This is a genomic window from Phenylobacterium sp., from assembly GCF_036502675.1.
Taxonomy (GTDB): domain Bacteria; phylum Pseudomonadota; class Alphaproteobacteria; order Caulobacterales; family Caulobacteraceae; genus Phenylobacterium.
In genome coordinates this window covers 18,443-44,390 of sequence record NZ_DASXYF010000073.1, presented here as the reverse complement: position 1 = coordinate 44,390, position 25,948 = coordinate 18,443, and the positions used below count along the sequence as shown (strand labels likewise).

General features: G+C 72.4%; 22 protein-coding genes. 9 read left to right on the top strand and 13 right to left on the bottom strand.

All coding sequences use genetic code 11. From position 1 onward, the window contains the following. Window positions 1-43: 43 nt before the first annotated feature. Window positions 44-889: a DUF72 domain-containing protein gene (locus VGL30_RS08760; RefSeq protein ID WP_331538960.1), complete on the bottom strand. Its 846-nt coding sequence runs from the start codon at window positions 887-889 to the stop codon at window positions 44-46. 2 nt (window positions 890-891) lie between these two features. Beyond that, a complete protein-coding gene (locus VGL30_RS08755) occupies window positions 892-2,562 on the bottom strand; it encodes a M28 family metallopeptidase (RefSeq protein ID WP_331538958.1) in 1,671 nt (556 codons plus the stop codon). A gap of 157 nt (window positions 2,563-2,719) precedes the next feature. On the opposite strand from VGL30_RS08755, the gene VGL30_RS08750 reads away from it, so the two are divergent. Genes VGL30_RS08750 through VGL30_RS08740 form a run of 3 tightly spaced genes read left to right on the top strand, consistent with a single transcriptional unit; the run spans window position 2,720 to window position 8,386 of the window. Further along, entirely contained in the window at window positions 2,720-4,144 is a 1,425-nt protein-coding gene (locus VGL30_RS08750) for a TolC family protein (protein ID WP_331538955.1), read from the top strand. A gap of 13 nt (window positions 4,145-4,157) precedes the next feature. Next, window positions 4,158-5,276, top strand: coding sequence for an efflux RND transporter periplasmic adaptor subunit (locus VGL30_RS08745; RefSeq protein WP_331538952.1), 1,119 nt, complete (start codon window positions 4,158-4,160; stop codon window positions 5,274-5,276). Further along, window positions 5,273-8,386 carry an efflux RND transporter permease subunit gene (locus VGL30_RS08740; RefSeq protein ID WP_331538950.1) on the top strand — a complete coding sequence of 1,038 codons (3,114 nt, stop codon included), beginning with the start codon at window positions 5,273-5,275 and terminating at the stop codon, window positions 8,384-8,386. The genes VGL30_RS08745 and VGL30_RS08740 overlap by 4 nt, the downstream gene beginning before the upstream one ends. A gap of 40 nt (window positions 8,387-8,426) precedes the next feature. On the opposite strand, the gene VGL30_RS08735 is transcribed toward VGL30_RS08740, so the two are convergent. Beyond that, the gene (locus tag VGL30_RS08735) at window positions 8,427-9,494 is read right to left on the bottom strand and encodes a mannose-1-phosphate guanylyltransferase (RefSeq protein ID WP_331538948.1); all 1,068 of its coding nucleotides are present in this window, start codon (window positions 9,492-9,494) and stop codon (window positions 8,427-8,429) included. 3 nt (window positions 9,495-9,497) lie between these two features. Continuing rightward, a complete protein-coding gene (locus VGL30_RS08730) occupies window positions 9,498-11,351 on the bottom strand; it encodes a dipeptide ABC transporter ATP-binding protein (protein WP_331538945.1) in 1,854 nt (617 codons plus the stop codon). A gap of 84 nt (window positions 11,352-11,435) precedes the next feature. Here VGL30_RS08730 and VGL30_RS08725 point away from each other — a divergent pair, with 84 nt between their 5' ends. From VGL30_RS08725 to VGL30_RS08715, 3 genes are read left to right on the top strand one after another with little or no spacing between them, the layout of a single operon-like run. Then, window positions 11,436-11,969, top strand: a complete 534-nt coding sequence (locus VGL30_RS08725) for an HAD family hydrolase (protein ID WP_331538943.1) — start codon at window positions 11,436-11,438, stop codon at window positions 11,967-11,969. Further along, on the top strand, window positions 11,966-12,883 hold the full coding sequence (locus VGL30_RS08720; protein ID WP_331538940.1) for an ABC transporter ATP-binding protein: 918 nt from the start codon (window positions 11,966-11,968) through the stop codon (window positions 12,881-12,883). The genes VGL30_RS08725 and VGL30_RS08720 overlap by 4 nt, the downstream gene beginning before the upstream one ends. Further along, window positions 12,880-14,238 carry a hypothetical protein gene (locus tag VGL30_RS08715; protein WP_331538938.1) on the top strand — a complete coding sequence of 453 codons (1,359 nt, stop codon included), beginning with the start codon at window positions 12,880-12,882 and terminating at the stop codon, window positions 14,236-14,238. Before VGL30_RS08720 ends, VGL30_RS08715 begins: the two co-directional genes overlap by 4 nt. Window positions 14,239-14,260: 22 nt before the next feature. Here the strand turns inward: VGL30_RS08715 and VGL30_RS08710 are convergent, their stop codons facing one another. After that, complete coding sequence (locus tag VGL30_RS08710) at window positions 14,261-15,877, bottom strand: cisplatin damage response ATP-dependent DNA ligase (protein ID WP_331538936.1); 1,617 nt, start codon at window positions 15,875-15,877, stop codon at window positions 14,261-14,263. Window positions 15,878-15,985: 108 nt separating this feature from the next. Then, on the bottom strand, window positions 15,986-18,055 hold the full coding sequence (locus tag VGL30_RS08705; protein WP_331538934.1) for a M13 family metallopeptidase: 2,070 nt from the start codon (window positions 18,053-18,055) through the stop codon (window positions 15,986-15,988). Window positions 18,056-18,173: 118 nt separating this feature from the next. Between VGL30_RS08705 and VGL30_RS08700 the strand changes: the two genes are divergently transcribed. After that, entirely contained in the window at window positions 18,174-18,812 is a 639-nt protein-coding gene (locus VGL30_RS08700; RefSeq protein WP_331538932.1) for a COQ9 family protein, read from the top strand. 20 nt (window positions 18,813-18,832) lie between these two features. On the opposite strand, the gene VGL30_RS08695 is transcribed toward VGL30_RS08700, so the two are convergent. Continuing rightward, window positions 18,833-19,768 (bottom strand): DUF808 domain-containing protein, encoded by a 936-nt coding sequence (locus tag VGL30_RS08695; protein WP_331538929.1) that lies wholly within the window; start codon window positions 19,766-19,768, stop codon window positions 18,833-18,835. A gap of 112 nt (window positions 19,769-19,880) precedes the next feature. Further along, complete coding sequence (locus tag VGL30_RS08690; protein ID WP_331538927.1) at window positions 19,881-21,914, bottom strand: alpha-ketoacid dehydrogenase subunit alpha/beta; 2,034 nt, start codon at window positions 21,912-21,914, stop codon at window positions 19,881-19,883. A 221-nt stretch (window positions 21,915-22,135) separates the two neighbouring features. On the opposite strand from VGL30_RS08690, the gene VGL30_RS08685 reads away from it, so the two are divergent. Then, entirely contained in the window at window positions 22,136-22,318 is a 183-nt protein-coding gene (locus VGL30_RS08685; RefSeq protein ID WP_331538924.1) for a DUF3606 domain-containing protein, read from the top strand. A 31-nt stretch (window positions 22,319-22,349) separates the two neighbouring features. Beyond that, window positions 22,350-22,829 (top strand): transcription elongation factor GreA, encoded by a 480-nt coding sequence (gene greA / locus VGL30_RS08680; protein ID WP_331538922.1) that lies wholly within the window; start codon window positions 22,350-22,352, stop codon window positions 22,827-22,829. Here the strand turns inward: greA and VGL30_RS08675 are convergent. The 5 genes from VGL30_RS08675 to VGL30_RS08655 all read right to left on the bottom strand — a co-directional run bounded on the left by VGL30_RS08675 (window position 22,826) and on the right by VGL30_RS08655 (window position 25,947). Then, window positions 22,826-22,987: a hypothetical protein gene (locus tag VGL30_RS08675; RefSeq protein ID WP_331538920.1), complete on the bottom strand. Its 162-nt coding sequence runs from the start codon at window positions 22,985-22,987 to the stop codon at window positions 22,826-22,828. The two genes, greA and VGL30_RS08675, sit on opposite strands and share 4 nt — an antisense overlap. A 4-nt stretch (window positions 22,988-22,991) precedes the next feature. Further along, window positions 22,992-23,162 carry a hypothetical protein gene (locus VGL30_RS08670; protein ID WP_331538918.1) on the bottom strand — a complete coding sequence of 57 codons (171 nt, stop codon included), beginning with the start codon at window positions 23,160-23,162 and terminating at the stop codon, window positions 22,992-22,994. A gap of 9 nt (window positions 23,163-23,171) precedes the next feature. Further along, window positions 23,172-24,050 (bottom strand): 3-hydroxybutyryl-CoA dehydrogenase, encoded by an 879-nt coding sequence (locus VGL30_RS08665; protein ID WP_331538916.1) that lies wholly within the window; start codon window positions 24,048-24,050, stop codon window positions 23,172-23,174. A gap of 203 nt (window positions 24,051-24,253) precedes the next feature. Then, window positions 24,254-25,198: an electron transfer flavoprotein subunit alpha/FixB family protein gene (locus tag VGL30_RS08660; RefSeq protein ID WP_331538914.1), complete on the bottom strand. Its 945-nt coding sequence runs from the start codon at window positions 25,196-25,198 to the stop codon at window positions 24,254-24,256. Next, window positions 25,198-25,947, bottom strand: coding sequence for an electron transfer flavoprotein subunit beta/FixA family protein (locus tag VGL30_RS08655; protein WP_331538912.1), 750 nt, complete (start codon window positions 25,945-25,947; stop codon window positions 25,198-25,200). Before VGL30_RS08655 ends, VGL30_RS08660 begins: the two co-directional genes overlap by 1 nt. Window position 25,948 lies beyond the last annotated feature (1 nt).

Here is a 25,948-nt window from a genome sequence, read left to right as displayed (position 1 = left end):
TTCACTCCATATGTCGTGGCGGCTCAGAGCCCCGCCGCCAGCCCTAATGGTTGAGCGGCCGCTCGGTTGCCTGGGGGCGGTCGGCGTCCACCCCGCCGAACCGCGCGATCAGCGCCATGGCCGCCGCCGGCGCGCGCACCTTTCCCTCGTGGATGACGTAGGCGTAGACGTCGCGCGGAACCTTCGGCGGCGGCGTGGCGTCCACGCATCCCAGGTCGGCGGGGACGCCGCCTCGCGCATAGGCCGCCAACCGCGACGCCCAGCGGTCGAGGTCCCCGGGCGGATAGCCGGTCTCGATCTCGTCCGAGCCCTTCATCAGCCGGGCGTAGACGATGTCGGCGGTGACGTCGGCGATCAGCGGATAGGTCTCGTGCTCCGAGACGCAGATCGCCGCTCCGTGCTTGCGGCAGAGCGCCACGAAGGCCGGGTTCGCGAAGCTGGCGTGGCGCACCTCCAGCACGTGGCGCAGGGCCACGCCGTCCTGCCGGGCCGGCAGCAGCGCCAGGAAGGCGTCGAACTCGCCCGCGTCGAATTTCTTGGTGGCCATGAACTGCCACAGGATCGGCCCCAGCCGCTCGCCCAGCTCGCTCAGGCCCTGGCCCAGGAACTTGCCCACCGACTCGCCGGCCTCCCCCAGCGCCTTGCGGTTGGTGCAGAACCGCGAGGCCTTGACCGCGAACTTGAACCCCTCCGGCGTGGCCGCCGCCCACTTGGCGAAGCTGGCCGGCGACTGGGTGGAATAGTAGGTGGAGTTGATCTCGATCGTGGTCACGTGGCGGCTGGCGTAGGCCAGCTCCCCGGCCTGCTTCAGCCCCTGGGGATAGAACGCCCCGCGCCAGGGCTCGAAGACCCAGCCTCCGACGCCGGCCCTGATCGTCCCCGCCCCCATGGCTACTTCCTCGCGCTCGCCGTCCTGTCGCGCTCGGCCTTGAACTCCGAGCCGGCCTTCCACTCGGGCCATTCGTCCGACGACGCCAGCCGGCGGCCCAGGTCGTAGAGCAGGGTCAGGTCGGCGGCGATCCCGGTCAAGTCCCAGTCGGCCCGCCACTCGTCGGCCGGCTGATGGTAGCGCTCGGCGACATAGTCCGCCCGCGCCGCCTCGCCCGCCGCCTTGCCGCCCTGCAACAGGTCCTCGCCGGAATCGAACGAGATCGCCGGCACGCCCGCCTTGGCGAACGGGAAGTGGTCGGAGCGGAAGAAGTGGCCGGCCTCCGGATGCGGATCTGGGGTGAAGGCGCGCCCGTGCGCCCGCCCCACCGCGATCAGGTCGTCCTGCAGCGTCACGCCCCCTTCGCCGGAGGTCCCGAAGTCCCGGGCCGGGCCGCCGACGGCCAGCGCGTCCATGTTCAGGTCCGCCACCGTCGTCGCCAGCGGATAGAGCGGATGGGCGGCGTAGTATTGCGAGCCCAGCAGGCCGCGCTCCTCCGCCGTCACCGCCAGGAACATCACCGAGCGGTCGGTGCGCGGCGCCTTGCCGAAGGCCCGCGCCAGTTCGATCAGCGAGGCCACCCCGTCGGCGTTGTCCACCGCTCCGTTGAAGATCCTGTCGCCCCTGGCGTCCGGCAGGCCCACGCCCAGGTGGTCCCAGTGGGCGGTGTAGACGACCCGTTCGTCCGGCCGCGTCGCCCCCGGCAGCACGCCGACCACGTTCTTCGAGACGATCCGGCTTGCCGCCACCCGGTAGTCGGCCGAGAACGTCACCCCCGCCAGCGTCGCCGGGCGGAAGTCGCGCGCCTGCGCCTGCGTCTTCAGCGTCTCGAAATCCAGGCCCGCGGCCTGCATCAGCCCCGCGGCCGCGTCGCGCTGGATCCAGCCCTCCAGCGGGGCGTGCGCCTTGGCGGGGTCCTCGCGGATGATGTCGAAGACGGCGGTGGTGTTGGAGTTCTTCACCGTCGCCCAGCCGTAGGACGCCGGCGCCGTCTCGTGGATCACCAGGACGCCCAGCGCCCCCTGCCGGGCGGCCTCCTCGTACTTGTAGGTCCAGCGGCCGTAGTAGGTCATGGCCTTGCCGCCGAAGTCGCCGCCATTCCCTGTGCCGGGCCCGGTCTCGAAGTCCGGGTCGTTGACCAGCACCAGGGCGATCTTGCCCTTCAGGTCGACGCCCTTGAAGTCGTCCCAGTTGCGCTCGGGCGCCTTCACCCCATAGCCCACGAAGACCACCGGCGCGGCCTTGATCGCCACGCGGCCGCTCCCGGCGGCCGACGCCCTGAGCGCCACCTCCTCACCCTGGCGCCAGGCCTGCGTCCTGCCGCCGGCGGTGGTCGAGACGGCGACCGGCCCCTCGATCTCGAAGCGGGCCAACGGCACGTCCTGGGTCCAGGCGCGCCGCCCCCCGGCCTGCGGGTCTCCGCCCGGCTGCAGGCCCACGGCCCTGAACTGGCCGGTGAGGTAGGCGACGGTCCTGGTCTCGCCCGGCGTGGCCGGCGCGCGGCCCTGGAAGTCGTCGGACGCCAGCACCTTGATGTGGGCCGACAGCCGGACGGGGTCGAAGGCCGTGGCCGGCGCCGCGGCCGCGACGCCGGCCACGGCGACGAAGGCGGTCGCAAGGATACGCATTTTCATGTCTGCGCCCTGATGCGGTTGAGATTTGCCGCGACCCTAGTCGCGCCCGGCCCGCAGGCCTAGCGCCTGTGGACTTTCCGCAACAACCGGCCCCCGCCCCGCCCCGTCCGTGGTAAGGACCCCGCCTGTCGGGCCGAAGCGAAGCCGTTTGACCTCCATGCCGTCCCTCCGACCCGCAGCCTTGCTGGCCTGCCTGGCCCTGGCGGCCTGCGCCTCGTCGCGCCCGCCGCAGGTCAGGCTGCCGGCCGCCTACGAGGCGCCCGCCCGCGGCGGCCTGGCCGTGGAGGCGCTCGACCGCTGGTGGACGGCCTTCGACGACGCCCAGCTCGCCGCCCTGGTGGAGCAGGCGCTGGCCGCCAGCCCGGACGCGCGCACCGCCGCGGCCCGTCTGGACGAGGCCCGCGCCACCGCCCACGGCGCGCTCACCCACTTCCTGCCGCAGGGCGACGCCACCGCCTCGGCCCAGGAGACCCACAGCCAGCAGCTCTCCGGTACGGTGGTGAACATCCCCGGCTTCTCCACCAGCGGAGCCTCCGACCGCTACGCCGCCAACTTCGACGTGAGCTGGGAGCTCGACCTCGTCGGCCGGTTCTTCGCCGTCCGCCGGGCCGCCCGCGGCGACCAGGCCGCCGCACGCTTCGAGTACGAGGGAACCCGCGCCAGCCTGGCCGCCAATGTGGCCGACGCCTACTTCCAGGCCCGCGGCCTGGCCATCCAGCTCGCCGACGCCGACGAGACCGTCCGTATACAGAACGAACTCGAAACCGTGGCCCTCGAGAAGGCCGGGCGCGGCCTGGGCGCCCGGGCCGACGCCGACCGGGTGGCCGGCGACCTCGCCCAGGCCGCCAGCCAGGCCGCGACGCTGCAGGCCGAGCTGCAGGCCGCGCGGCGCACCCTGTTGGTGCTGCTGGGCCGGGGGGCCGAGCCCATCGCCAGCGTGCCGATCACCGCCGGCGTCGGCGCGATCCCGCCCGTCCCCGCCACCACCCCCAGCGAGCTGCTGGCGCGGCGTCCCGACGTGCGCGAGGCCCGCGCCCGGCTGGCCTCGGCCGCCGGCCGTTCCGACGTGGCGCTGCTGGCCTTCTTCCCGACCTTCACCCTGACGCCGGGCCTCGGCTGGTCGAAGCTGAGCCAGCCGGGCTATTCCGCCACCACCCAGACCTGGACCCTGGGGGGAAACGTCAGCCAGCCGATCCTCTCGATCCCGCAGCTGCTCTTCGACCTGAAGGCGCAAAACGCCCGCACCCGCCAGGCGGCGATCGCCTATGAGAAGACCGTGCAGACCGCCTTCGGCGAGGCCGAGAGCGCCCTGGCGCGCCTCGACGCCGACCGCCGCGGCGTCGCCCTGCTGCAGGACGGCGAGGTCCGCGCCCGGCGGGCTTACGAAGCCGCCCGCACCCGCTACAACCTGGGCCTCGACGACCTGGAGGGCGCGCTGGCGGCCGAGCGGTCCTGGCGCGCCACGCGCTCGGCGCTCACCGCCGCCCAGGTCCAGGGATTGCGGCGCGCGGTGCAGACCTACAAGGCGCTGGGCGGCGGCTGGCCGGCGCAGACCCTTTCCGCCAAGCTTCAGGCCGGTTGAGACGCACGCACCCATGACCCGACGCCGCACGATCCTGACGGTGACCCTGATCGCCGCCGCCGCTGCGCTCGGCGCCTGCCGCAAGCCGCCCGCGCGGCAGACGGAGGCCCAGCAGGCGCACGCTGTGCGCGTGGTGCGCGTCGCGCCGCGGGCGCTCTCCGGCGCGCTCACCGCCTCCGGCGACCTGGTGGCGCGCGAGGAGGCGGCGGTGCAGCCGGAAGTCACCGGCTACCGCGTGGCCCGGGTGTTGGTGGAGGAGGGCGCCTACGTCCGCGCCGGCCAGCCGCTGGCCCAGCTCGACCCCGCCCTGATCACCGCCCAGCTCGCCCAGCAGACCGCGCTGGCCGCCCAGGCCGCCGTGCAGGCCGAGCAGGCCGAGAAGGAGGCCGCCCGCGTGGCCGGCCTCGACGGCCAGGGCGTGCTGTCGCAGGAGCAGATCGAGCAGCGCCGCTTCCAGGCCAGGGCCGCCCGCGCCACCGCCGACGCCCAGGCCGCCGCCGCCCGCGACGTGCGCACCCGCGCCGGCAAGCTGGCGGTCACCGCCCCGGTGTCGGGCCTGGTCCTGCAGCGCGCCGTGCGGCCCGGCGACCTCTCCGCCATCGGCGCCCAGCCCTGGTTCCGGCTGGCCCGCGACGGCGAGATCGAGCTTTCGGCCCAGCTCTCCGAGACCGACCTGGCCAAGGTGCGCCCGGGCCAGCATGCCCGCGTCACCCTGCCCAGCGGCGCCTTCGCCGATGGCGTCGTGCGCCTGATGAGCCCGCAGGTGGACCCGCAGACCAAGCTCGGCGCGGTGCGCGTGCGTCTGCCGGTGCGGCCCGACATCCGCGCCGGCGGTTTCGGCCGGGCGGTGTTCACCGACGCCGGCGCCGTGGTCCTGGCGGTTCCGGAAGCCGCGATCCGCTATGATTCCGACGGCGCCGCGTTGATGAGCGTGGGCGCGGACAACCGGGTCAGGCGCGTGCTGGTCCAGGCCGGCCAGCGGGCCGGCGGCTACGTGCAGCTCGTCAGGGGTCCGCCGGCCGGGACGCGCATCGTCGCGGCGGCGGCGGCCTTCCTGCTGGACGGCGACCTGATCCGGCCGATGGAAGGCGGAGCCGCCGCGCCGCCCGGGCCTGCAGGCGCCGCGAAATGAGCGAGGACCGCGGCGGCCTGCGCATCTCGGCCTGGGCGATCCGCAACCCGGTGGCGGTGGCGGTGCTGTTCCTGGCCCTCGTGCTGGCCGGGATCGTCGCCTACGGCACGCTGGCGGTGAAGCAGTACCCGAACCTGGAGTTCCCCATCGTCGCGGTCACCGTGACCCAGAGCGGCGCCTCCCCCGCCGAGATGGAGACCCAGGTCACCCGGCCGGTGGAGGATGCGATGGCCGGCATCTCCAACATCAAGAACATCTACTCGACGGTCACCCAGGGGGTCTCCACCACCACGCTGGAAATCGAGCTCGGCGAGGACATCCAGAAGAAGACCGACGAGGTCCGCTCGCGCATCGACCAGGTGCGCGCCCAGCTGCCGCGTGAGATCGACGCCCCCACCATCAACCAGATCGAGATCGAGGGTCAGCCGATCCTCACCTACGCCGTCGCCTCGCCCGGCATGTCGGACGAGGCGCTCTCCTGGTTCGTGGACGACACCGTCGCCCGGGCGCTGCAGGCCCGGAAGGGCGTGGGCCAGGTCAGCCGGGTGGGCGGCGTCGACCGGGAGATCAACGTCCTCATCGACCCGGAGCGGATGGCCGCCCGCGGCCTCACCGCCCCGCAGGTCAACGACGCCCTGCGCGCCTTCGACGTCGACGCGCCCGGCGGCCGGGTGCAGGTGGGCGGCCGCGAGCAGACCGTGCGGGTGCTGGGCTCGGTCAACACCGTCGCCGCCCTGCGCGAGCTCAACATCCCCACGGGCGGCGGGCGCTTCGTCAAGCTCTCCGACATCGCCGACGTGGGCGACGGGGCGGGCGAGGTCCGCGGCTTCGCGCGGCTGGACGGCCGACCGGTGCTGGGCTTCCAGGTGGTCAAGACCAAGGAGGCCAGCGACGTCGCCGTCGAGGACGAGGTGGTCAAGGCCCTCGGCGACCTGCAGAAGGCGCACAAGGACGTCGCCTTCACCCGCATCTACTCCTCGGTCACCACCACCCGCGACGACGTCCGGGCCACCACCCACGTGCTGTTCGAGGGCATGTTCCTGGCCGCCCTGGTGGTGTTCGTATTCCTGCGGGAGTGGCGCTCCACCCTGATCGCGGCGGTGGCCATGCCGGTGTCGCTGGTCCCCACCTTCCTGGTGATGGCGCTGCTCGGCTTCTCGCTGAACATGGTCACCCTGCTGGCGCTGACCCTGGTGGTGGGCATCCTGGTGGACGACGCCATCGTCGAGATCGAGAACATCGAAAAGCGCGTCGCCGCCGGCGCCCGGCCCTACCGGGCGGCGATGGAGGGCGCCGACGCCATCGGCCTGGCGGTGGTGGCCACCACCTGCGCCATCGTGGTGGTGTTCACCCCGGTCTCCTTCATGACGGGGATCGCCGGCCAGTTCTTCCGCGAGTTCGGCCTCACCGTCTCGGTGGCGGTGGTCTTCTCCCTGCTCACCGCCCGGCTGCTCACCCCGCTGCTCGCCGCCTACCTCCTGCGGCCCTCGTCCGCCCCGCATCCGCGCAAGCCGTTCGGGGGGTTCTACCGCAAGGCCCTGGAGTGGTCGCTGGACCACCGGATCCTGGCGGCCGTCGGCGGCGGCGTGCTGTTCTTCGCCTCGCTGACGCTGACGCCCCTGCTGCCCCAGGGCTTCCAGCCCGCGGAGGACCCGGACTTCATCTACGTCAAGATCCAGGGACCGCCCGGCGCCACCGCCTCGGACATGGAGGAGATCGCCCAGCGCGTCAGCCGTATCTTCGCCGCCTTCCCGGAAGCAGCCGGCGCCTTCGTGCAGATCGGCTCCACGGCGGGCGGCGGCGGCTTCGGCTCCACCGGCGCCGCCGACCTGCGCAACGGCACGGCCACCGTGCTCCTGGACCCGCACCGCAAGCGCTCCGGCGACGAGATCCGCGCGGCCCTCCGCGAACAGCTCCGCCGGATCCCCGACGCCCGGGTGGGCTTCCTCAACGCCCAGGGCGCATCCGGCATCGAGGTGAACCTGGCCGGCGACGACCCGGCGGCGCTGAGCCGCACGTCGCTGGAGCTCGAGAAGGAGATGCGCGGCCTGCCGGAGATCGCCGATCCCAGGCCCTCCGTGCCCCCCACCGCGCCGGAGCTGGTGATCCGCCCACGGATGGCGGAGGCGGCCCGCCTGGGCGTCTCGGCGGAGGCTGTCGCCCAGGCGGCGCGGGTCGCCACCGTCGGCGACATCGACGCCAACGTCGCCAAGCTCACCGACCGCGAGCGGCGCATTCCGATCCGCATCCGCCTGCCGGCCAGCGCCCGCGCCGACATCGACCGCATCCGCGCGCTGCGTCTGCCGACCGCCACCGGCGGCGTGACCACCCTGGGCGCCGTCGCCGACGTCGACTTCCAGGCGGGGCCGGCGCGCATCGACCGGCTGAACCGCAAGCGCAAGCAGACGATCGAGGCCGAGCTGAACGGCGTTGAGATGGGCGACGCCTACAAGAAGATCAAAGCCCTGCCGGTGATGCAGCGTCTGCCGCGCGGCGTGACGACGGCCGAGACCGGCCAGCTCGAAGCCCAGCAGGAGCTGTTCGCCGCCATGGGCCTGGCGGTGTTCGCCGGCGTCTCGATGATCTACGGCGTGCTGGTCCTGCTGTTCCGCTCGTTCTTCAAGCCGGTGGTGATCCTCTCGGCCCTGCCGCTGGCGGTGGGCGGCGCCTTCCTGGGCCTGTTGGCCTTCAACCTGTCGCTCAGCGTCCCCTCGCTCATCGGCTTCCTGATGCTGCTGGGCCTGGCGGCCAAGAACTCCATCCTGTTGGTCGAATACGCCATCGAGCGCGAGCGCGAGGGCGTCCCCCAGCGCGAGGCGCTGATCGAGGCCTGCCGCGAGCGCGCCCGGCCCATCGTCATGACCTCGATGGCCATGGCCGCCGGCATGCTGCCCACCGCTCTCGCCCTGGAGAAGGGCGCCGAGTTCCGCCAGCCGATGGCCGTGGCGGTGATCGGCGGCCTGATCACCTCCACGATCCTCTCGCTGGTGCTCGTCCCCGTGGTCTATGAATTCGTCGACGACTTCGAATCCTGGCTGAGGCCCCGCCTCGCCCGCCTGGTCACCCCCCGCGAAGCCCCGCCGACGCCCGCGCCGGAGGATCGGCTGTAGCCTTTCCTCCCCCGTCCTCTGCGGGACGGGGGAGGAAAGGCTACAGCAGCTCCTCCCGTCCCGCCGCCCGCACCGCCTCGACCGCCGCCCGCACCGCCGCCGCGTCGGCGCGCGGGACCACCAGCACCACCCCGTTCTCCACCACCACCGCCAGGTCCTGCACCCCCGACAGCACCACCGTCGGCCCGTCGCTGCGCACCAGGCAGCCGGCGGTTCCGGCCGTGATCCCCGGCCCCTCGACCACGTCGCCCGAAGCGCTCTTGGGCGAGAGGGTCCACAGGGCGTCCCAGGCGCCCACGTCGCTCCAGCCGATGTCGGCGGCCACCACCCCCGCCCGCCCGGTCTTCTCCAGGATGGCGGTGTCGATGGGCTCGGCCGGCGCGCCCGTGAATGCCGCCGACAGCGCCACCAGGTCCCCCGTCCGCTGCGCCCCGGCCACGGCGGCCCTGGCGGCCGCGGCCAGCGCCGGCGCCAGGGCGTCGGCCTCCTCCAGGAAGGCGGACGGCTTGAACATGAACATGCCGGCGTTCCAGGTGTAGGCGGGGTCGGCGACGTAGCGCGCCGCCGTGGCCGCGTCGGGCTTCTCGACGAAGGCCTCCACCCGCCGCACTCGCGCCGTCCCCGCCGCCGCCTTGATGTAGCCGTAGCCGGTGTGCGGCTCGGTGGGCCTGATCCCGAAGATGACGATCGACCCGGCCCGCGCCGCTTCCGCCCCCGCCGCGACCGCCGCGTGCAGGGCGGCCACGTCGGCCACCAGGTTGTCGGCGTGGACCAGCAGCAGCAGCCCCTCCGGATCGGTCGCCGCGGCGTAGGCCGCCGCGGCGACGGAGGCGGGGCCGGTGTTGCGCGGCGCGGGCTCGGTGATGATCGCCCGGGGCGCGATCCCCACCGCGGCCAGCTGGTCCCGCACCAGCCCGGCGTGCGGCGCGGCGCACACCACCATCGGCGGGCCGAACAGGTCGCCGGCCACCCGGAGCGCCGTGGCCTGGATCAGGGTGTGATCTCCGCCCAGCCGGTGGAACTGCTTGGGCGCGGCCCTGCGCGACAGCGGCCACAGCCGCGTGCCGGCGCCGCCGGACATCAGGACGGGTGTGATCTTGCCGGTCATGGCTCAGACCGCGCCGGCCGGCGGGTCGAACTCCGACACCAGGTGCCCCGGCGCGGCCTCGCGCAGCTCAGGCACGTAGATCGGCGCGGTCGGGTCGACCGGCAGCCGCGAGGGCAGGAAGCGCAGGGCCGAGCGCGGGTCCATCGGGCTGGGCGGCTCGCCCGCCAGCTTGATCCGCACCCGGTTGCGCTCCCGCACGGGGTCGGGGATCGGCGCGGCGGAGAGCAGCGCCCGGGTGTAGGGGTGCTGCGGCGCGGCATAGAGCTGGTCGCGGTCGGCCAGCTCCATCACCCGGCCCATGTACAGCACCAGCACCCGGTGGCTGATCTCGCGCACCACCGCCAGGTCGTGGCTGATGAAGATCATCGCCAGCCCCATCTCCTGCTGCAACTCGATCAAGAGGTCGATGATCTGGGCGCGCACCGAGACGTCGAGGGCCGAGACCGCCTCGTCGCAGATCACCAGCCGGGGCTTCAGGATCATCGCCCGGGCGATGCCGACCCGCTGGTTCTGCCCACCGGACAGCTCGTGCGGATAGCGGTTGATCAGGCCGGGATCGAGCTCGACCTTGGCCATCATCGCCCGCGCCTCGGCCTCCCGCTCGGCCCGGCCGGCCTGCGGCCGGTAGACGCGCAGCGGCTCGGCGATGGAGTCGCCGACCGTCGCCCTCGGGTCGAGGCTGGCCAGGGGGTCCTGGAAGACGATCTGCAGGTCCTTCCGCGCGGCCCGCATCTCATGTTTGTCGGCGGCGGTGATGTCGCGGCCCATCAGCGTCACGGCCCCGGCGGTGGGCGGGATCAGCCGCAGCACGGCGCGGGCCAGGGTCGACTTGCCCGAGCCGCTCTCCCCCACCACGCCCAGGGTCTCGCCCTGGCGCACCGTGAAGGACACCCCGTCCACGGCCCTGAGCGTCTTCGGCGCCCCGAACGCCCCGTCGCGCATCGGGAACCAGACCTTCATGTCGCGCGCCTCGGCCACGACGGGCGCCCCCGCCGGCACGGGCGCCAGGGTCGGCCGGCCCCCGCGGTCGGACCGGTCCAGGCGCGGGATCGCCGCCAGCAGGACCTTGGTGTAGTCGGTCTTCGGGCGGGCGAAGAGGGTCTCCACGTCGCCCTCCTCCACATAGGCCCCGTCCTTCATCACGCAGACCCGGTCGGCCAGCCGGGCGATCACCCCCATGTCGTGGGTGATCAGCACCATCGCCGTCCCCGTCTCCCGCTGCAGGTCGGCCATCAGGTCGAGGATCTCCGCCTGGACGGTGACGTCGAGGGCGGTGGTGGGCTCGTCGGCGATCAGCAGCTCGGGGCCGCCGGCCATGGCCGCGGCGATCATCACCCGCTGGCGCATGCCGCCGCTGAGCTCGTGCGGATACTGCCGCATCCGCCGGGCCGCGTCGGGGATCCGCACCTTGTCCAGCCATTCCCGCGCCCGCTTCGCCGCCGCTTCGCCGGAGAGGCCCAGGTGCAGGCGCAGCGGCTCGGCGATCTGCTCGCCGATCCGCACATGCGGGGTCAGCGCCGTCAGCGGGTCCTGGAAGATCATGGTCATCTTGGAGCCGCGGATCTCGTTCAGCGCCTTGGGCTTCAGCCCCAGCAGCTCCGTGCCCAGGAACCGGGCCGAGCCCGAGGCCCGGCCGTTGCCGGCCAGCAGGCCCATCACCGCCATGAAGGTCTGGCTCTTGCCCGATCCGCTCTCGCCCACCACCCCCAGCGTCTCGCCGCGGGGGATCGACAGCGACACGCCGCGGACGGCCTGGACGGTGCGGTCGTGGGTCGCGAAATCGACCTTCAGGTCTTGCAGCGACAGGACGGGTTCGGCCACGCGGACCTCGCAGGCGATGGGACTGGCGACCAGCATAGCCGCAGTTCGCGGCGGGGGCGCGTGCTGTCTCGCCGCGGAATCCGCGCGCCGGACGGACGCGGCGCGGCTATATTGCCGCTCGTGCCCCAGGATGACGCCGAATCCCGCCAGCGCCCGGCGCTGTTCCTCGACCGCGACGGCGTGCTCAACGAGGACCACGGCTATGTCCACCGCTGGGAGGACTTCCACTGGATCCCCGGCGCCATGGCGGCGGTGCGGGCGTTCAACCAGGCGGGCTGGCTGGTCTTCGTGGTCACCAACCAGTCGGGCATCGGCCGCGGCTATTACAGCGAGGCCGAGATGCACGCCCTGCACGCGCGGATGCGCCAGGCCCTGGCCGGGGAGGGCGCGCGGATCGACGCCTTCTACTACTGCCCGCAGCATCCGGACGCGACGCTCGCCGCCTATCGCCACCCCGACCCGCCGGACCGCAAGCCCAATCCGGGCATGCTGCTGCGGGCGCTGGCTGAATGGCCGGTGGACCGGGCGCGCTCGGTGATGGTGGGCGACAAGCCGGCCGACCTGGAGGCGGCGCTGAGGGCCGGGGTCCGCGGCCTGCTGTTCCGCGGCGGCGACCTCGCCCGGTTCCTGGCGGCGGAGGCCCTGCCGGCATGAGCGGACCCGCCACCATCGAAGTCGTGGGCGTGGTCTACGACTACCCGACCCAGCGCGCCCTGCACGGCGTCTCCTTCACCGCCGAGCCCGGCATGGTGCTGGCGCTGGTGGGGCCCAACGGGGCGGGCAAGTCCACGCTGATGCGCTGCATCGCGGCGCTCGACACGCCGACCGAGGGCGTGATCCGGGTGGCGGGGCTGGATGCGCAGGCGGATCCCCGCGGGGTGCATGCGGCCATCGGCTACCAGCCGGACTTCTTCGGCCTCTACGACGAGCTCAGCATCCGCCGGTCGCTGGTCTACGCCGCCCGCTCGCGCGGGGTGGCGCCGGAGGCGGTGGAGGCGGCGGTCGCCCGGGCGGCGGCGCGGGTTCAGCTGGACGACCGGCTGGACCAGCGGGCCGGCGAGCTGTCGCGCGGCCTGCGCCAGCGGCTGGCTATCGCCCAGACCATCGTCCACCAGCCCCGCGCCCTGCTGCTCGACGAGCCGGCGGCCGGCCTCGACCCCGAGGCGCGGCGCAGCCTGTCGGATCTGATCCTCAAGCTGTCGGGCGAGGGCATGACCATCGTCGTCTCTTCGCACATCCTGGCCGAGCTGGAGGACTACTCCACCCGCATGCTGATGATCCGCGACGGCCGGGTGGCCGGCGGCGGCATGGTGGCGGCCGCGGCGCGCGACGAGGCGCGGGTGACGGCGACCTTCGCCGACCCGCCGCCGGACCTGGAGGCCCGGCTGGCCGCCCTGGGCGTCGCCGTCGAGCGGCGCACCGGCGATGCGGTGCTGATCGCGCTGGCGCCGGGCGAGGACGCCGCCGCCCTGCTGGCCCGCCTGGTGAGGGCCGACCTGCGGGTCTGCGCCTACCAGCCGGTCACCCGCACCCTGGAGGACGCCTACATGGCGCAGGCGCCGCGATGAACCCGGAGTTCGAACGCAACCTCTGGCTGGAGGCCGCCCCTGGGCGGATCGCCTGGGCGGGCGTGGCTCTGGGGGTGATCTACGGGCTGACGGCGCTCAGCAGCGCGCGTGCGCCGGAGCTGCTGGGGGCGGCGCTGGGCACGGCCGGCGTCGTGGTGTTCGGCGCCTGCGGCCTGATCTGGGGCGCCCGCGCCGCGGGCGGCTCGGTGCTCAACGAGATCGGCGACCGCACCTGGGATTTCCAGCGGCTGAGCGCCCTCGACCCTTGGTCGATGACCTGGGGCAAGCTGTTCGGCGCGGCCAGCCTCGCCTGGCTCTGCGCCCTCACCGGCCTCGCCATGGTCGGCGTCTCCCTGGCCTGGCGGGAACGGCCGGACGCGGTGACCACTCCGCTGTTCATGGTCGCGCTGGCGCTGCTGGTGCAGGCTATCTGCATGGCCGCCGCCCTGATCGGCGTGCGCAAGGCGAGAGCCGAGGGCCGCACCGCCCGCAGCGCCGGCGTGGCCGGGGGCCTCTTGATCGGCGTCGTGCTGCTGTTCGGGGTCGCCACCTCCGAAGGCTTCCAGCACGGGGCGGGGCTCAGCGACCTGTCGCGGCTGTTCTCTTCCAGGGGCGACGTGGCTTGGTGGGGGCTGGTGGTCCCGGCCTCCGGCTTCCGCCTGGCCGCCGCGGCGGCCTTTGCGGCCTGGGCGCTGGCTGGCGCCTGGCGGCTGATGCGGCTGGAGCTGCAGATGCAGAACGCGCCGCTGGTCTGGCCGGCGTTCCTGGTGTTCCTGGCGGCCTTCACCGGCGGCCTGGTCTATCCCGGCGGCGGCCTCCCCGCCGCCCAGCTGACGGGCGCCCTGGTCTGCGCGCTGTGCGCCTACGCCGCGGCCTTCGCCGAGCCCGCCGACCGGGTGCGCCTGCGGCTGTTCGCCTCCTCCGTCGCCCACCGGGCGTGGACCCGGGCGCTCCGCCTGGCGCCGGCCGCCATCTGGCCGGTGGTCCTGGCCGTCCTCCTGACCGCCAAGGCCTTCGCCACCGCCGCAATCACCGGCCATTGGGAGATCGGCCCCCAGCTCTGGCAGGCGGCGGGCCTGATGGCCTTCATGCTCCGCGACCTGGGCGTCATCGCCTTCCACCGCTTCGGGCCCAGACCGCAGCGGGGCGACTTCGGCGCCGTCCTGACCTTGGCGCTGCTCTACCTGGCCGGCGGGATCCTGGGGAACATGGGCGGCCACGGCGGCGGCGTGCTGTTCGCCCCGCTCCCCGGCCCGCCCGGCCTCAGCCTGATCTCTGGCGCCGTCCAGGCCGCCGTCGCCTGGTGGCTCGCCGCCCGCCGCATCAAGGCGCCGGAGGCGCGCGCGGCGGGGTGAGGGTGGATCTCAGCAGCCCCCCTCACACCTCCGTCTGCGCCAGCATCCGCTCCAGCGTCGCCAGTTCGTCGGCGTCCCGCGCGGGCTTGTCCCAGCGGATGCGGTTGATCCTGGGAAAGCGCATGGCCACCCCGGACTTGTGCCGCGTCGAGCGCTGCAGCCCCTCGAACGCCACCTCGAACACCAGGCCGAAGGTCTGGTCGGCCCGCACCGCCCGCACCGGCCCGAACCGCTCCATCGTGTGGTCGCGCACGAAGCGGTCGAGCTCCTTCAGCTCCTCGTCGGTGAAGCCGAAATAGGCCTTGCCCACCGGGGTCAGCGCCCGCTGGCCCACGCCGTCGTCCGTCCAGACGCCGAAGGTGTAGTCGGAATAGAAGCTCGACCGCTTGCCGTGCCCGCGCTGGGCGTACATCAGCACCGCGTCGATCAGGAACGGGTCGCGCTTCCACTTGAACCAGGGCCCGCGCGGCCGGCCCGCCTCGTAGATCGAGTCCCACCGCTTCAGCATCAGCCCCTCGGCCAGCTGCGGGTCGCCGGCCGGCGGGGCGGCGCGCAGCTCGGCCAGCTCTTTCCAGCTCTCGAACGGCTGCAGCGGCGACAGGTCCAGCCGCGGCGAATCCTGCGCGGCGACCAGCGCCTCCAGCCGGCGGCGCCGCTCGGCGAAGGGCAGGGTGCGCAGGTCCTCGCCGTTCTCGGCCAGCAGGTCGTAGGCGCGGATGGCGGCCGGGTAGCGGACCATGGTCTTGGCGTCGACGGTCTTGCGGTTCAGCCGCTGCTGCAGGTCGCCGAAGCTGGCCAGCCTGCCCCCGCGCAGCACGATCAGCTCGCCGTCTACGGCGCCCTCGAACTCCAGGGTGTGCAGCACGTCGTCGAAGCTGTGGGAGATGTCGTCGCCGTTGCGGGTGTAGAGCCGGCGCACGCCCTCCTCGTTCACCGCCTGCACCCGGATGCCGTCCCACTTCCATTCGGCGGCGTAGTCGGCGGGGTCGAGCTTGGCGAAGTCGACGGCCTCATCGATCGCCTGGGCCAGCATGGCCGGTCGGAAGCGGCCCGGGGCGTCGGCCGACGGCCGGTCGGAGCGGCCCTCCAGCCAGGCGAACAGGTCCTCATAGGGCGGATGCAGGGCGTGCCACACCTCCTCCACCTGGCTCACCTCCACCCCGCCCAGGCCGGCGGCGGCCTGCTTGGCCAGCCGCGCCGAGACCCCGACCCGCAGGCCGCCGGTCATCAGCTTCAGCAGCGCCCAGCGCCCCGTCGAGCTCAGGGCGTCGAGCCAGTCCTCGATCAGCCGGGGCGTCTCCGCCCGCGTCGCGCCGCGCAGGGCGTCGACCACTTCGGAGAGCTCAGGCTCGCGGTTGGCGCCGGGCCGGGCGGGCCAGGCCAGGGCCACGGTCTCGGCCAGGTCGCCCACGAAGTCGTAGGACCAGCGGAACAGGATCGGGTCCATCCGCGCCTCGATGGCCTTGCGGATGAAGGCGGGCTTGGCGGCGTCGAACACCAGGTCGCCGGTCAGCGCCGCCAGCGCCCAGCCCCGGTCCGGGTCCGGCGTCTGGGCCAGGTAGTCCCGCACCAGCGTCAGCTTGGCGTTGCGCGAGGCCGTCAGCGACAGGCGGTCCAGCAGTTCGGCGAAGGCGCGCATCGGCTGGAGGTAAGGATTGCGGGTGCGGTTGGCGAATCGCGCCCCTCACGATCCGCCGTTGTGTCGAGGGCGCCCCGATCTTTGTCCACGGTCTCCCTCCAGCCGCCCTCACCAGATCCGCACCCGCTGGTCCGGCGGCAGGTACATCTTGTCGCCGGGCTTGACCCCGAAGGCCTCGTAGAAGGCGTCGATGTTGCGCGCCGGCAGGTCGACCCGATAGTGCGGTGGCGAGTGCGGGTCGCTGACCAGCTGCTTGCGCAGCATCTCGTCGCGGTTCTTGCCGCGCCACACCTGCGCCCACCCCAGGAACACCCGCTGGTCGCCCGTCAGGCCGTCGATCACCGGCGCGGGCCTGCCGCCCAGCGACAGGTGGTAGGCGTCGAGCGCCAGCAGCAGGCCCCCCAGGTCGGCGATGTTCTCGCCCATGGTCAGGTCGCCGTTGATGTGGGCGCCGGGCAGCGGCTCGACCGCCGAGTACTGCTTGCCCAGCCTGGCGGCCTGGGCCTGGAACTTGGCGGCGTCCTCCGCCGTCCACCAGTCGGTGAGCCGGCCGTCGCCGTCCGACTTGCGACCCTGGTCGTCGAAGCCGTGGGTGATCTCGTGGCCGATCACCCCGCCGATGCCGCCGTAGTTGACCGCCGGGTCGCCGTCGGGGTCGAAGAACGGCGGCTGCAGGATGGCCGCCGGGAACACGATCTCGTTCTTGGTGGGCGAGTAGTAGGCGTTGATGGTCGGCGGCGTCATGCCCCACTCGCCGCGGTCCACCGGCCCGCCGAGCCGGCCGGTCCGGAAGCGCCAGTCGAAGTCGATGGCCCGCTCCACGTCGCCGTAGAGGTCGCCGTCCTTGATCACCAGGCCGCTGTAGTCGCGCCACTTGTCGGGGTAGCCGATCTTGACGTTGAACTTGCCCATCTTCTCCAGGGCCTTGGCCTTGGTGGCCGGGCTCATCCAGGTCACCTTCTGGAGGCGGCCCTTCATGGCCGTGCGGATGTCGCCCACCAGGGCCTGCATCTTGGCCTTGCTCTCGGGCGGGAAGTAGGCCTCGACATAGACCTTGCCGAGCGCCTCGCCGATCTGGGCGTCCACCAGCACCACGCCGCGCTTCCAGCGGGGCTTCTGCTGCGGCTGGCCGGAGAGGGTCTTGTCGCGGAACGCGTAGTGGGCCGCATCGAAGCTCGCGGGCAGGAAGGGGGCGGCGTTGTCGGCCAGGTTGAAGGCCGACCAGGCCTTCAGCGTCTCCACCGGGGTCCTGGCGTAGATGGCGGCGATCTTCGGGAAGGCGGTGTTCTCCTGGGCGATCACCCGCTTGACGCCGGACAGGCCCGCGCCCTCCAGGAAGGCCGTCCAGTCGAAGCCGGGCGCCAGCGTCGCCAGCCCCGCGGTCTCGACGGGATTGTAGGTCTTCTCGTCGTCGCGCCGGTCGACCCGGGTCCAGGAGGCCTGGGCGATCCCGGTCTCCATGGCGACGATGGCCTTGGCCGCCTCGTCCGCGCCCGGCCACCCGGCCAGCTGCAGCATCTGGGCGACATAGGCCTGGTAGGCCGCCTTCTGTGTGGCGAAACGCGGCTCCAGGTAGTAGTCGCGGTCGGGCAGGCCCAGGCCCGCCTGGCCGAGGTAGACCACGTAACGCATCGGGTCCTTGGCGTCGTCGTAGACCTGGGCGCTGAAGAACGAGCCGCCGAAGCCGTGGACCGAGCGGCCCATCAGCCTGGCCAGGTCGCTGCGGGTCCTGGCCGCGCGGATGGCGGCCAGGCCCGGGGCGAGCGGCTTGGCGCCCAGGGCCTCGATCCGGCGTTCGTCCAGGAAGGTGCGGTAGAGGGCGCCGATCTGCGCGGTCTCGCCGCTGGCGGCCTTGTCGGTGGCGGCCTTCTCCAGCACCGCGCGCATGCGCGCCTGCGACAGGTCGCCCAGCCGGTCGAAGGCGCCGAAGCGCGCCCGGTCGGCGGGGATCTGCAGCGTCTCGACATAGGTCCCGTTGGCATAGTCGTAGAAGTCGTCCCCCGGCTTCACCGCCAGGTTGCGGCCCGAGGCGTCGAAGCCCCAGGGTCCCATGCGGGGGGCCTTGGAGAGGTCGGCGGCCGTGCTGCCCGACGCGGCGGTCGCGGAGTCCGCGGCGTCGGCGCCCGCGGCGAGCGCCAGGGCCGCCGCGGCGGCTGCGCCGAACAGGCTGAGGTTCATGATGGGCGGGCCTTTGCGACGGAGGTTTGGGGCGGACCTTGCCCGATCCCCCGAGGCCAAGGCTCGTTACTTTTTTGTTACGCTGCCGCCCGCGGCGGCCATGCGCTAAGACAGCGCCATGAGCGAAACCACGGACTGGGCGAGCGACGCCGAACAGCGGGTGCTGACCGCGGCGCTGCCGCTGATCGCCGCCAAGGGCTGGAGCAGGGCCGTGGCGCTGGAGGCCGGCCGCGCAGCCGGGCTCTCCGCCGGCGAGACCGAGCTTTTGCTGCCGCACGGCGCGGCGGACCTCGCGGCGCTGCTCTCCCGGCGGCAGGACGCCCAGGCGCTGGCGGCGCTGGCGGGCGCCGATCCGGCCGCGCTGAAGATCCGCGAGCGCATCGCCCGGGCCGTGGAGGCCAGGCTCGACGCCGCCTGCACCGACGAGGCCGCCACCCGCCGCTGGACCGGCTTCCTGGCCCTGCCGCCCAACATGTCGCTGGGCGCGCGGCTGCTGTGGGAGAGCGCCGACGGCCTCTGGCGCTGGGCGGGCGACACGGCCGCCGACGAGAACCACTACTCCAAGCGCGCCATCCTCTCGGCGATCCTGGCCGCGGGCCTGGCGATCCGGCTCACCTCCGGCAAGGCGGCGGCCTCGAAGCACGTGGCGGCGCGGATCGACAACGTCATGGCCTTCGAGAAGTGGAAAGCCGGGGTGAAGCCCGCCGACCTGATGCGCGACGTGGCGGTGGCGCTGGGCAAGATCCGCTATCGGTAGCGGCGCCCCCGCCCGCAGGGTCAGTGGCCGCGTATCCGGTGCAGGAGCCGCATCGCCGCGACCACCGCCCCGCCGATGACGGCCCCCACCACGGCGGAGGCGGTGGCCGTGGCGGCCCAGGCCGCGACGGGGCCGAGCGCCGGGAGGGTTCCGGCGCGGTGGGCCAGGGCTTCGACCAGGCCCGGGATCGGCGTCAGGTGGAAGTGGTGCAGGCCGTGGACCAGGATGCCGCCGCCGACCCACAGCATGGCCGCGGTGCCGACGGTGGAGAGCAGGCTGAGCGCCACCGGCATGCCCTGGACGAGGCCGCGGCCGACGGCGCGGGTGAGGGCGCCGCGCCGCCGGGCCATGTGCAGCCCGATGTCGTCCATCTTCACGATCAGGCCGACGACGCCATAGACGCCGACGGTGAGCAGCAGGCCGACCACGACCAGGGCCCCGGCCTGGATCAGCAGCGGCCGGTCGGCGACGTCGGCCAGCGCGATGGCCATGATCTCGGCCGAGAGGATCAGGTCGGTGCGGATGGCGCCCTGCACCTTCTCCGCCTCCAACTCGGCGAAGGACATGGCCAGTTCCTCGGCGTCCACGACGGGGTCGTGGCTGCCCGTCGCCTCCAGGACCTTTTCGGTCGCCTCGAAGCAAAGATAGGCGCCGCCCATCATCAGCAGCGGCGTCACCGCCCAGGGGGCGAAGGCGCTGAGCAGCAGGGCGCCGGGCAGCAGGAAGACGAACTTGTTGCGCAGCGACCCCAGCGCGATCTTCAGGACGATCGGCAGCTCGCGGTCGGGGGTGAAGCCCATGGCGTAGCCGGGGGTGACGGCGGCGTCGTCCACCACCACGCCCATGGCCTTGGCGCTGGCCTTGCCGGCGGCGCCGGCCATGTCGTCGAGCGAGGCGGCTGCGAGCTTGGCGATGGCGGCGACATCGTCCAGCAGGGCGACGAGGCCGGAGGCCATCGGAACTCCTTCAGGGGGCGGAGAGGCGTTATGGCGTGCGCCGGGCGGGACGCCAATGGGCGTTCAACTCCGCCGCGCCCTTCTCCCGCAAGGGGAGAAGGGCGTTGGCTCCTCAGCCCTTCATGATCTCCCGGACCCGGGCGGTGATGGAGGCCTTGCGGGGTATCTGGGCGGTTTCGATCAGGTTGGAGTAGCCGATCGGCATGTAGTCGGCGCCCAGGCGGCCCACGGGGGCCTTCAGCTTGCCGAACAGCTCCTCGTTGAGGGTGGCGGCGATCTCCGCGCCCAGGCCGCAGAACTCCGTGGCGGCGTGGACCACCAGGCCGCGGCCGGTCTTCCTCACCGAGTCGATCACCCGGTGGTAGTCGAGCGGCATCAGCGAGCGCAGGTCGACCACCTCGACGCTGATCCCCTCCTTCTCCAGGTCCTCGGCGGCGCCCAGGCACTGGTTCACCTGCCAGCCGAAGGTGATCAGGCTGATGTCCGTCCCCTCGCGCTTGACCTTGGCCACGCCCAGCGGGATGCGGTAGTCGCCGACCGGCACCTCGCCCTTGGCGGTGAAGTTGAGCGCCATGGACTCCAGGTGCACGCAGGGGTCGTCGTCGAAGATGCAGGAGGTGAGCAGGCCCTTGGCCTCCATCGGCGAGGAGGGATAGACCACCTTCAGGCCGGGGATGTGCAGCAGCCAGGCCTCCAGCGACTGGGTGTGCTGGGCGCCGAAGCCGCCCAGGCCGCCGGCCACCAGCACGCGCATGGTCATCGGCACGTGGGTCGCGCCGCCGGACATGAAGCGCTGCTTGGCGGCGTGGTTGGCGATCTGGTCCATGGTCACGCCGATGAAGTCGCAGAACATGATCTCGGCCACCGGCCGCATGCCGACCAGGGCCGCCCCTGTGGCCGCGCCGATGATCGCCTGCTCGGCGATCGGGGTCGGCCGCACCCGGGCCTTGCCCCACTTGGTCTCCAGGCCCACGGAGGTCTTGAACACCCCGCCGGGCGGGTCGCCGATGTCCTCGCCCAGCAGGAACACGCCCGGGTCGGCGGCCATCGCCAGGTCCATGGCCTGGCTCACCGCCTGGAACATCTGCAGGGTCTTGGTCTCGCCGGTGAACGGCTTCTCGGCCTCGCGCACGGGATAGTGGCCGCGGCGGGGGATGGTGTCGGTGTCGGCGTAGACGTGGTCGAACATGTCCTCCTCGCCGGCCCGCGGGGCGGCCAGGGCGAAGTCGACGGCTTCCTTGACCTCGGCGGCGGCGTCGGCGTCGATGGCGGCGACCTCCGCCTCGCTGCACACCCCCGTCTCCAGCAACAGGGCGCGGGTCTTCGGCACCGGCCAATTGGCCTTGCCGGCCGCCAGCTCGTCGGCGGTGAGCAGCTCGTTGTCGGCGAAGCCGGAATGCGACCCCAGGCGCAGGGTCACCGCCTCGACGAACACCGGGCCCTTGCCGGCGCGGACGTCGGCGACGATGTCCTTCATGGCGTTGTGGAAGGCGATCGGATCGTTGCCGTCGAGCTTCACGCCCTTGAAGCCGTAGCCGGCGGCGCGGCCGGCGAAGTCCGGGCTGGCCGTATAGTCGGGGATCTTCGTGTACTCGCCGATCTGGTTGTTCTGGCAGAGGAAGATCACCGGCAGCTTCCAGACGCCGGCCAGGTTCATCGCCTCGTGGACGGCGCCGATGCTGGTGGCGCCGTCGCCGAAATTGACGATGGTCACCCGGTCCTCGCCGCGCATCTGGGCGGCCAGCGCCAGGCCGGTGGCGATCGGCGCGCCGCCGCCGACGATGGCGGTGGTGAGCATGGAGCCGGAGTTGGGATCGGAGATGTGCGGCGATCCGCCCTTGCCCTTGTTCACCCCGGCGGAGCGGCCCAGGGCCTCGGCGAACAGGCCCTTCAGCGGCACGCCCTTGGCCACCTGGTCGTGGATGCCGCGGTAGATGGTGACCATGTAGTCGCGCGACGTGATCAGCGGGGCGATGGCGGCGGGGATCGCCTCCTGCCCGGTCATCGGCCAGTAGCTGAACTGGAACTTGCCGCTGGACAGCCCGGCCTTCAACGCCAGGTCCACCTGGTGGATCCGCGACATCTGCCGGTAGATCTCTTTCAGGACCGCGGGCTCGATCCCGAGGTTCGTGGCTTGCTTGAGCATGTCCGTCTCCATCCCGTAGTCCAAGTTCCGCGCAGTCCAAGTTCCGGCCGGCCGGTCGCGCCACCCAACTTTGCGGATGGTCGATCTGTGCCGAAGTTTCCGATCCCGCAAGGGGGAAAACGAACCCGGCGGCCCGTGACCCGTCGTGGCCGCCGGTCAGGCCGCGGTCGCCGGGCCGCCGACGCCGGTGTAGGAGGGAGCAGATTCGAGGAGGCGGGAAGATGGCGGGCCTGAAGGACAAGCGCGGGTTCATCGACAAGGATCGGCTGGACCTCTCCGAACGCAAGGCCGTGGAATATTGGATGAAGCGGTGGGGGGTGACGCGCGAGCAGCTGACCGCGGCGCACCGCAAGGTCGGCCGGCTGACCAAGGACATCGCCGCCGAGCTGGGCAAGAAGCGATGAGCCTCCCGGGCGGCTGGCGCGTTAACGCCTCATGAGCGTCGCCTTCACCCGCGAAGAGGACAGCGAGGCCGCCGCGGCCGACCTGCCCGACCGGCCGATCTCGCCGCACCCCAATCTGGTCACGCCGGAGGGACTGGCGCAGCTCGACGCGGCGTTGGCGACGGCGCGGGCGGCCTATTCCGCGGCCCAGGCCGAAGGCGGCGTCAGCGTCGACCGCACCGCCATGGCCCGGGCCACCCGCGACCTGCGCTATTACGGCGCCCGGCGTGCTTCGGCCCAGCTGCGCGCGCCGCCGGCGCGGCCGGACCGGGTGGCGTTCGGCTGCACGGTGACTTTCGAGCGGGAGGACGGGCGGACGCAGAGCTTCCGCATCGTCGGCGAGGACGAGTCCGAGCCGGCGGCGGGCAGCGTCTCCTACATCTCGCCGCTCGCCCAGGCGCTGCTGGGCAAGGCCGTGGGGGATGAGGCGGTGGTGGCGGGGAGGACTGTCGAGATCGTGGCGATCACCTAGCGCGACATCCAGGGCTTGGACTTGGAGGACGAGCGGGCGGCGGCCGCCTGCTCGCGCTGGAATTTCCCGCCGCGCGGCGGCTTGGGCCGGCTCTCGATGGCGGCGGTCTTCAGGCGCAGCGCCCGCTGGATCGGCGTCTCGTCCGGCGGGTCGGCCATGGGATCAGCCCTTGCGGTTGAGGTCCGGACGCGAGGCCAGGAAGGCGGCCCGCTCGGCGGCGGTGAGCACCTTGGCGCGCTTCTGCCGCGAGACCTTTGGCGTCGGCGCCGCGTAGGTGGCGGCCGGCTTGGCGGGCTTGAGCTGGGCGAACCCCTTCATGGGCGGCGGCTTCATGGCCGGCCCCTAGCGGGTCGGGACGGGGTGTTCGCCGCGGTAGTCGTAGAAACCGCGCCCGGTCTTGCGGCCGAGCCAGCCGGCCTCGACGTATTTGGTGAGCAGCGGGCAGGGGCGGTACTTGGAGTCAGCCAGGCCGTCGTAGAGCACGTTCATGATCGAAAGGATGGTGTCGAGGCCGATGAAGTCGCCCAGCTCCAGCGGGCCCATCGGGTGGTTGGCGCCCAGCCGCATGGCGGTGTCGATGGCGTCGACGGTGCCCACGCCCTCATAGAGGGTGTAGACCGCCTCGTTGATCATCGGCACCAGGATGCGGTTGACCACGAAGGCTGGGAAGTCCTCGGCGTTGGCGGTGGTCTTGCCCAGCGACCGGGTGAAGTCGACCGCGATCTCGTAGGTGGCGGCGTCGGTGGCGATGCCGCGGATGATCTCCACGAGCTGCATGCGCGGCACCGGGTTCATGAAGTGCAGGCCGATGAACCGCTCGGGCCGGTCGGTGGTCGAGGCCAGCCGGGTGATCGAGATCGACGATGTGTTGGAGGCCAGGAGCGTCGTGTCCGACAGGTGCGGGGTCAACGCCTTGAAGATCGTCTTCTTGGTCTCCTCGTCCTCGGTGGCGGACTCGATGGCGATGTCCACGGCCCCGATGCTCTGCAACTCCGGCGCGGCGTGGATGCGGGCGAGGCCCGCGTCCATGGTGGCCTGGTCGATCTGTCCGCGGCTGACCTGGCGGGCCATCGCCTTTTCGATGCTGGCGATGCCGGCCTCGATCCGATCGGCGCTGACGTCGTGCAGCAGCACGTCATAGCCGCCGAGCGCTGCGACGTGGGCGATGCCAGAGCCCATCTGCCCGGCGCCGACGACGCCGACGGATTTGATAGCAACCATGCCGAAATTGCCTCAAGTGATCCGGCGCGGCCCGAAGGTCCACCGACTAAAGCCGGCTTTCTAGCATGCGACGGGGCCGGAGCAGCAAGTGTTTTGCTGCGGCGCAGCGAACCTGGCTCCTGGGGATTGCTTTCAGCCCCGGAAACGAAGAAGGGCGGCCCCTGCGGGCCGCCCCCTCACATTTCAGCGATGACCGCGCCCGTTTACTTGCCGGCGGCGGTCAGGGCCGCCATCAGCTCCGGCACGGCGTTCTTGTAGTCAGCGACCAGGCCGTAGTCGGCCACCTGGAAGATCGGCGCGTCGGCGTCCTTGTTGATGGCGACGATGACCTTGGAGTCCTTCATGCCGGCCAGGTGCTGGATGGCGCCCGAGATGCCGATGGCGATATAGAGCTGCGGGGCCACCACCTTGCCGGTCTGGCCGACCTGGTAGTCGTTGGGGGCGTAGCCGGCGTCCACCGCCGCACGGGACGCGCCCACCGCGGCGCCCAGCTTGTCGGCCAGGGGCTCGATCACCCGCTGGAACTCCTCCGCCGAGCCCATGGCGCGGCCGCCGGAGACCACGATCCTGGCGCCGGAAAGCTCCGGGCGCACCGACTTGACCAGCTGCTGGTCGACGAAGCGGGTCTTGGGCGCGCCGGGGCCGGCGTCGATGGTCTCGACCGGGGCCTGGCCGCCCTCCTCCGCCGCCTTGAAGGCGGTGGGGCGGACGGTGATCACCTTCTTGCCGTCGGAGGACTGCACGGTCTCCAGCGCATTGCCGGCGTAGATCGGCCGCACGAAGGTGGAGGCGTCGACCACCTCGACGATCTCGGAGATCTGCGCCACGTCGAGCTTGGCGGCGACGCGGGGGCTGAAGTTCTTGCCCTGCGAGGTGGCCGGGGTCAGCACGGCGTCGTAGGCGGCGACCAGCGGGACCACCAGGGCCTCCATCGCCTCGGCGACGCCCTCGCCCAGGGCGTCGCTCCCGGCCAGCAGCACCTTGCGCACGCCGGTGATCCTGGCGGCGGCGTCGGCGACGGCCTTGGCGTTCTTGCCGGCCACCAGCACGTCCACGTCGGGCGACAGCTTCAGGGCCGCGGTGACGGTCTTGTGGGTGTTGTCCTTCAAGGACGCATTGTCGTGATCGGCGATGACGAGAACGGCCATCAGAGCACCCCCGCTTCGGTCTTGAGTTTGGACACCAGGTCGGCGGCGGACTCCACCTTCACCCCGCCCGAGCGCTTCGGCGGCTCGGTGACCTTCAGCACCTTCAGGCGCGGCGCGAGGTCGGCGCCCAGCGAGCCCACCTCCTTCACGTCGAGGGGCTTCTTCTTGGCTTTCATGATGTTAGGAAGGCTCGCATAGCGCGGCTCGTTGAGGCGCAGGTCGGCGGTGACGATCGCCGGCAGGTCGACCTCCAGCGTCTGCAGGCCGCCGTCCACCTCGCGGGTGACCTTGGCCTTGCCGGCTTCCAGCTCGATCTTCGAGGCGAAGGTGGCCTGCGGCCAGCCGAGGATGGCCGAGAGCATCTGGCCGGTGGCGTTGTTGTCGCCGTCGATGGCCTGCTTGCCCATCAGCACCAGGTCCGGCTTCTCCTCGGCGATCACCGCGGCCAGCGCCTTGGCGACGGCCAGCGGCTCGAGGTCCTCGGCGCTCTGCAGCAGGATGGCGCGGTCGGCGCCCATGGCCAGGGCGGTGCGCAGGGTCTCTTGGGCCTGCACCGGGCCGATGGAGATGGCGACGATCTCGTCGGCCGCGCCCTTTTCCTTCAGGCGCACCGCCTCTTCCACCGCGATCTCGCAGAAGGGGTTCATCGACATCTTCACGTTGGCGAGGTCGACGCCCGTCTGGTCGGGCTTCACCCGGGCCTTGACGTTGTAATCGATCACCCGCTTGACCGGGACCAACACTTTCATG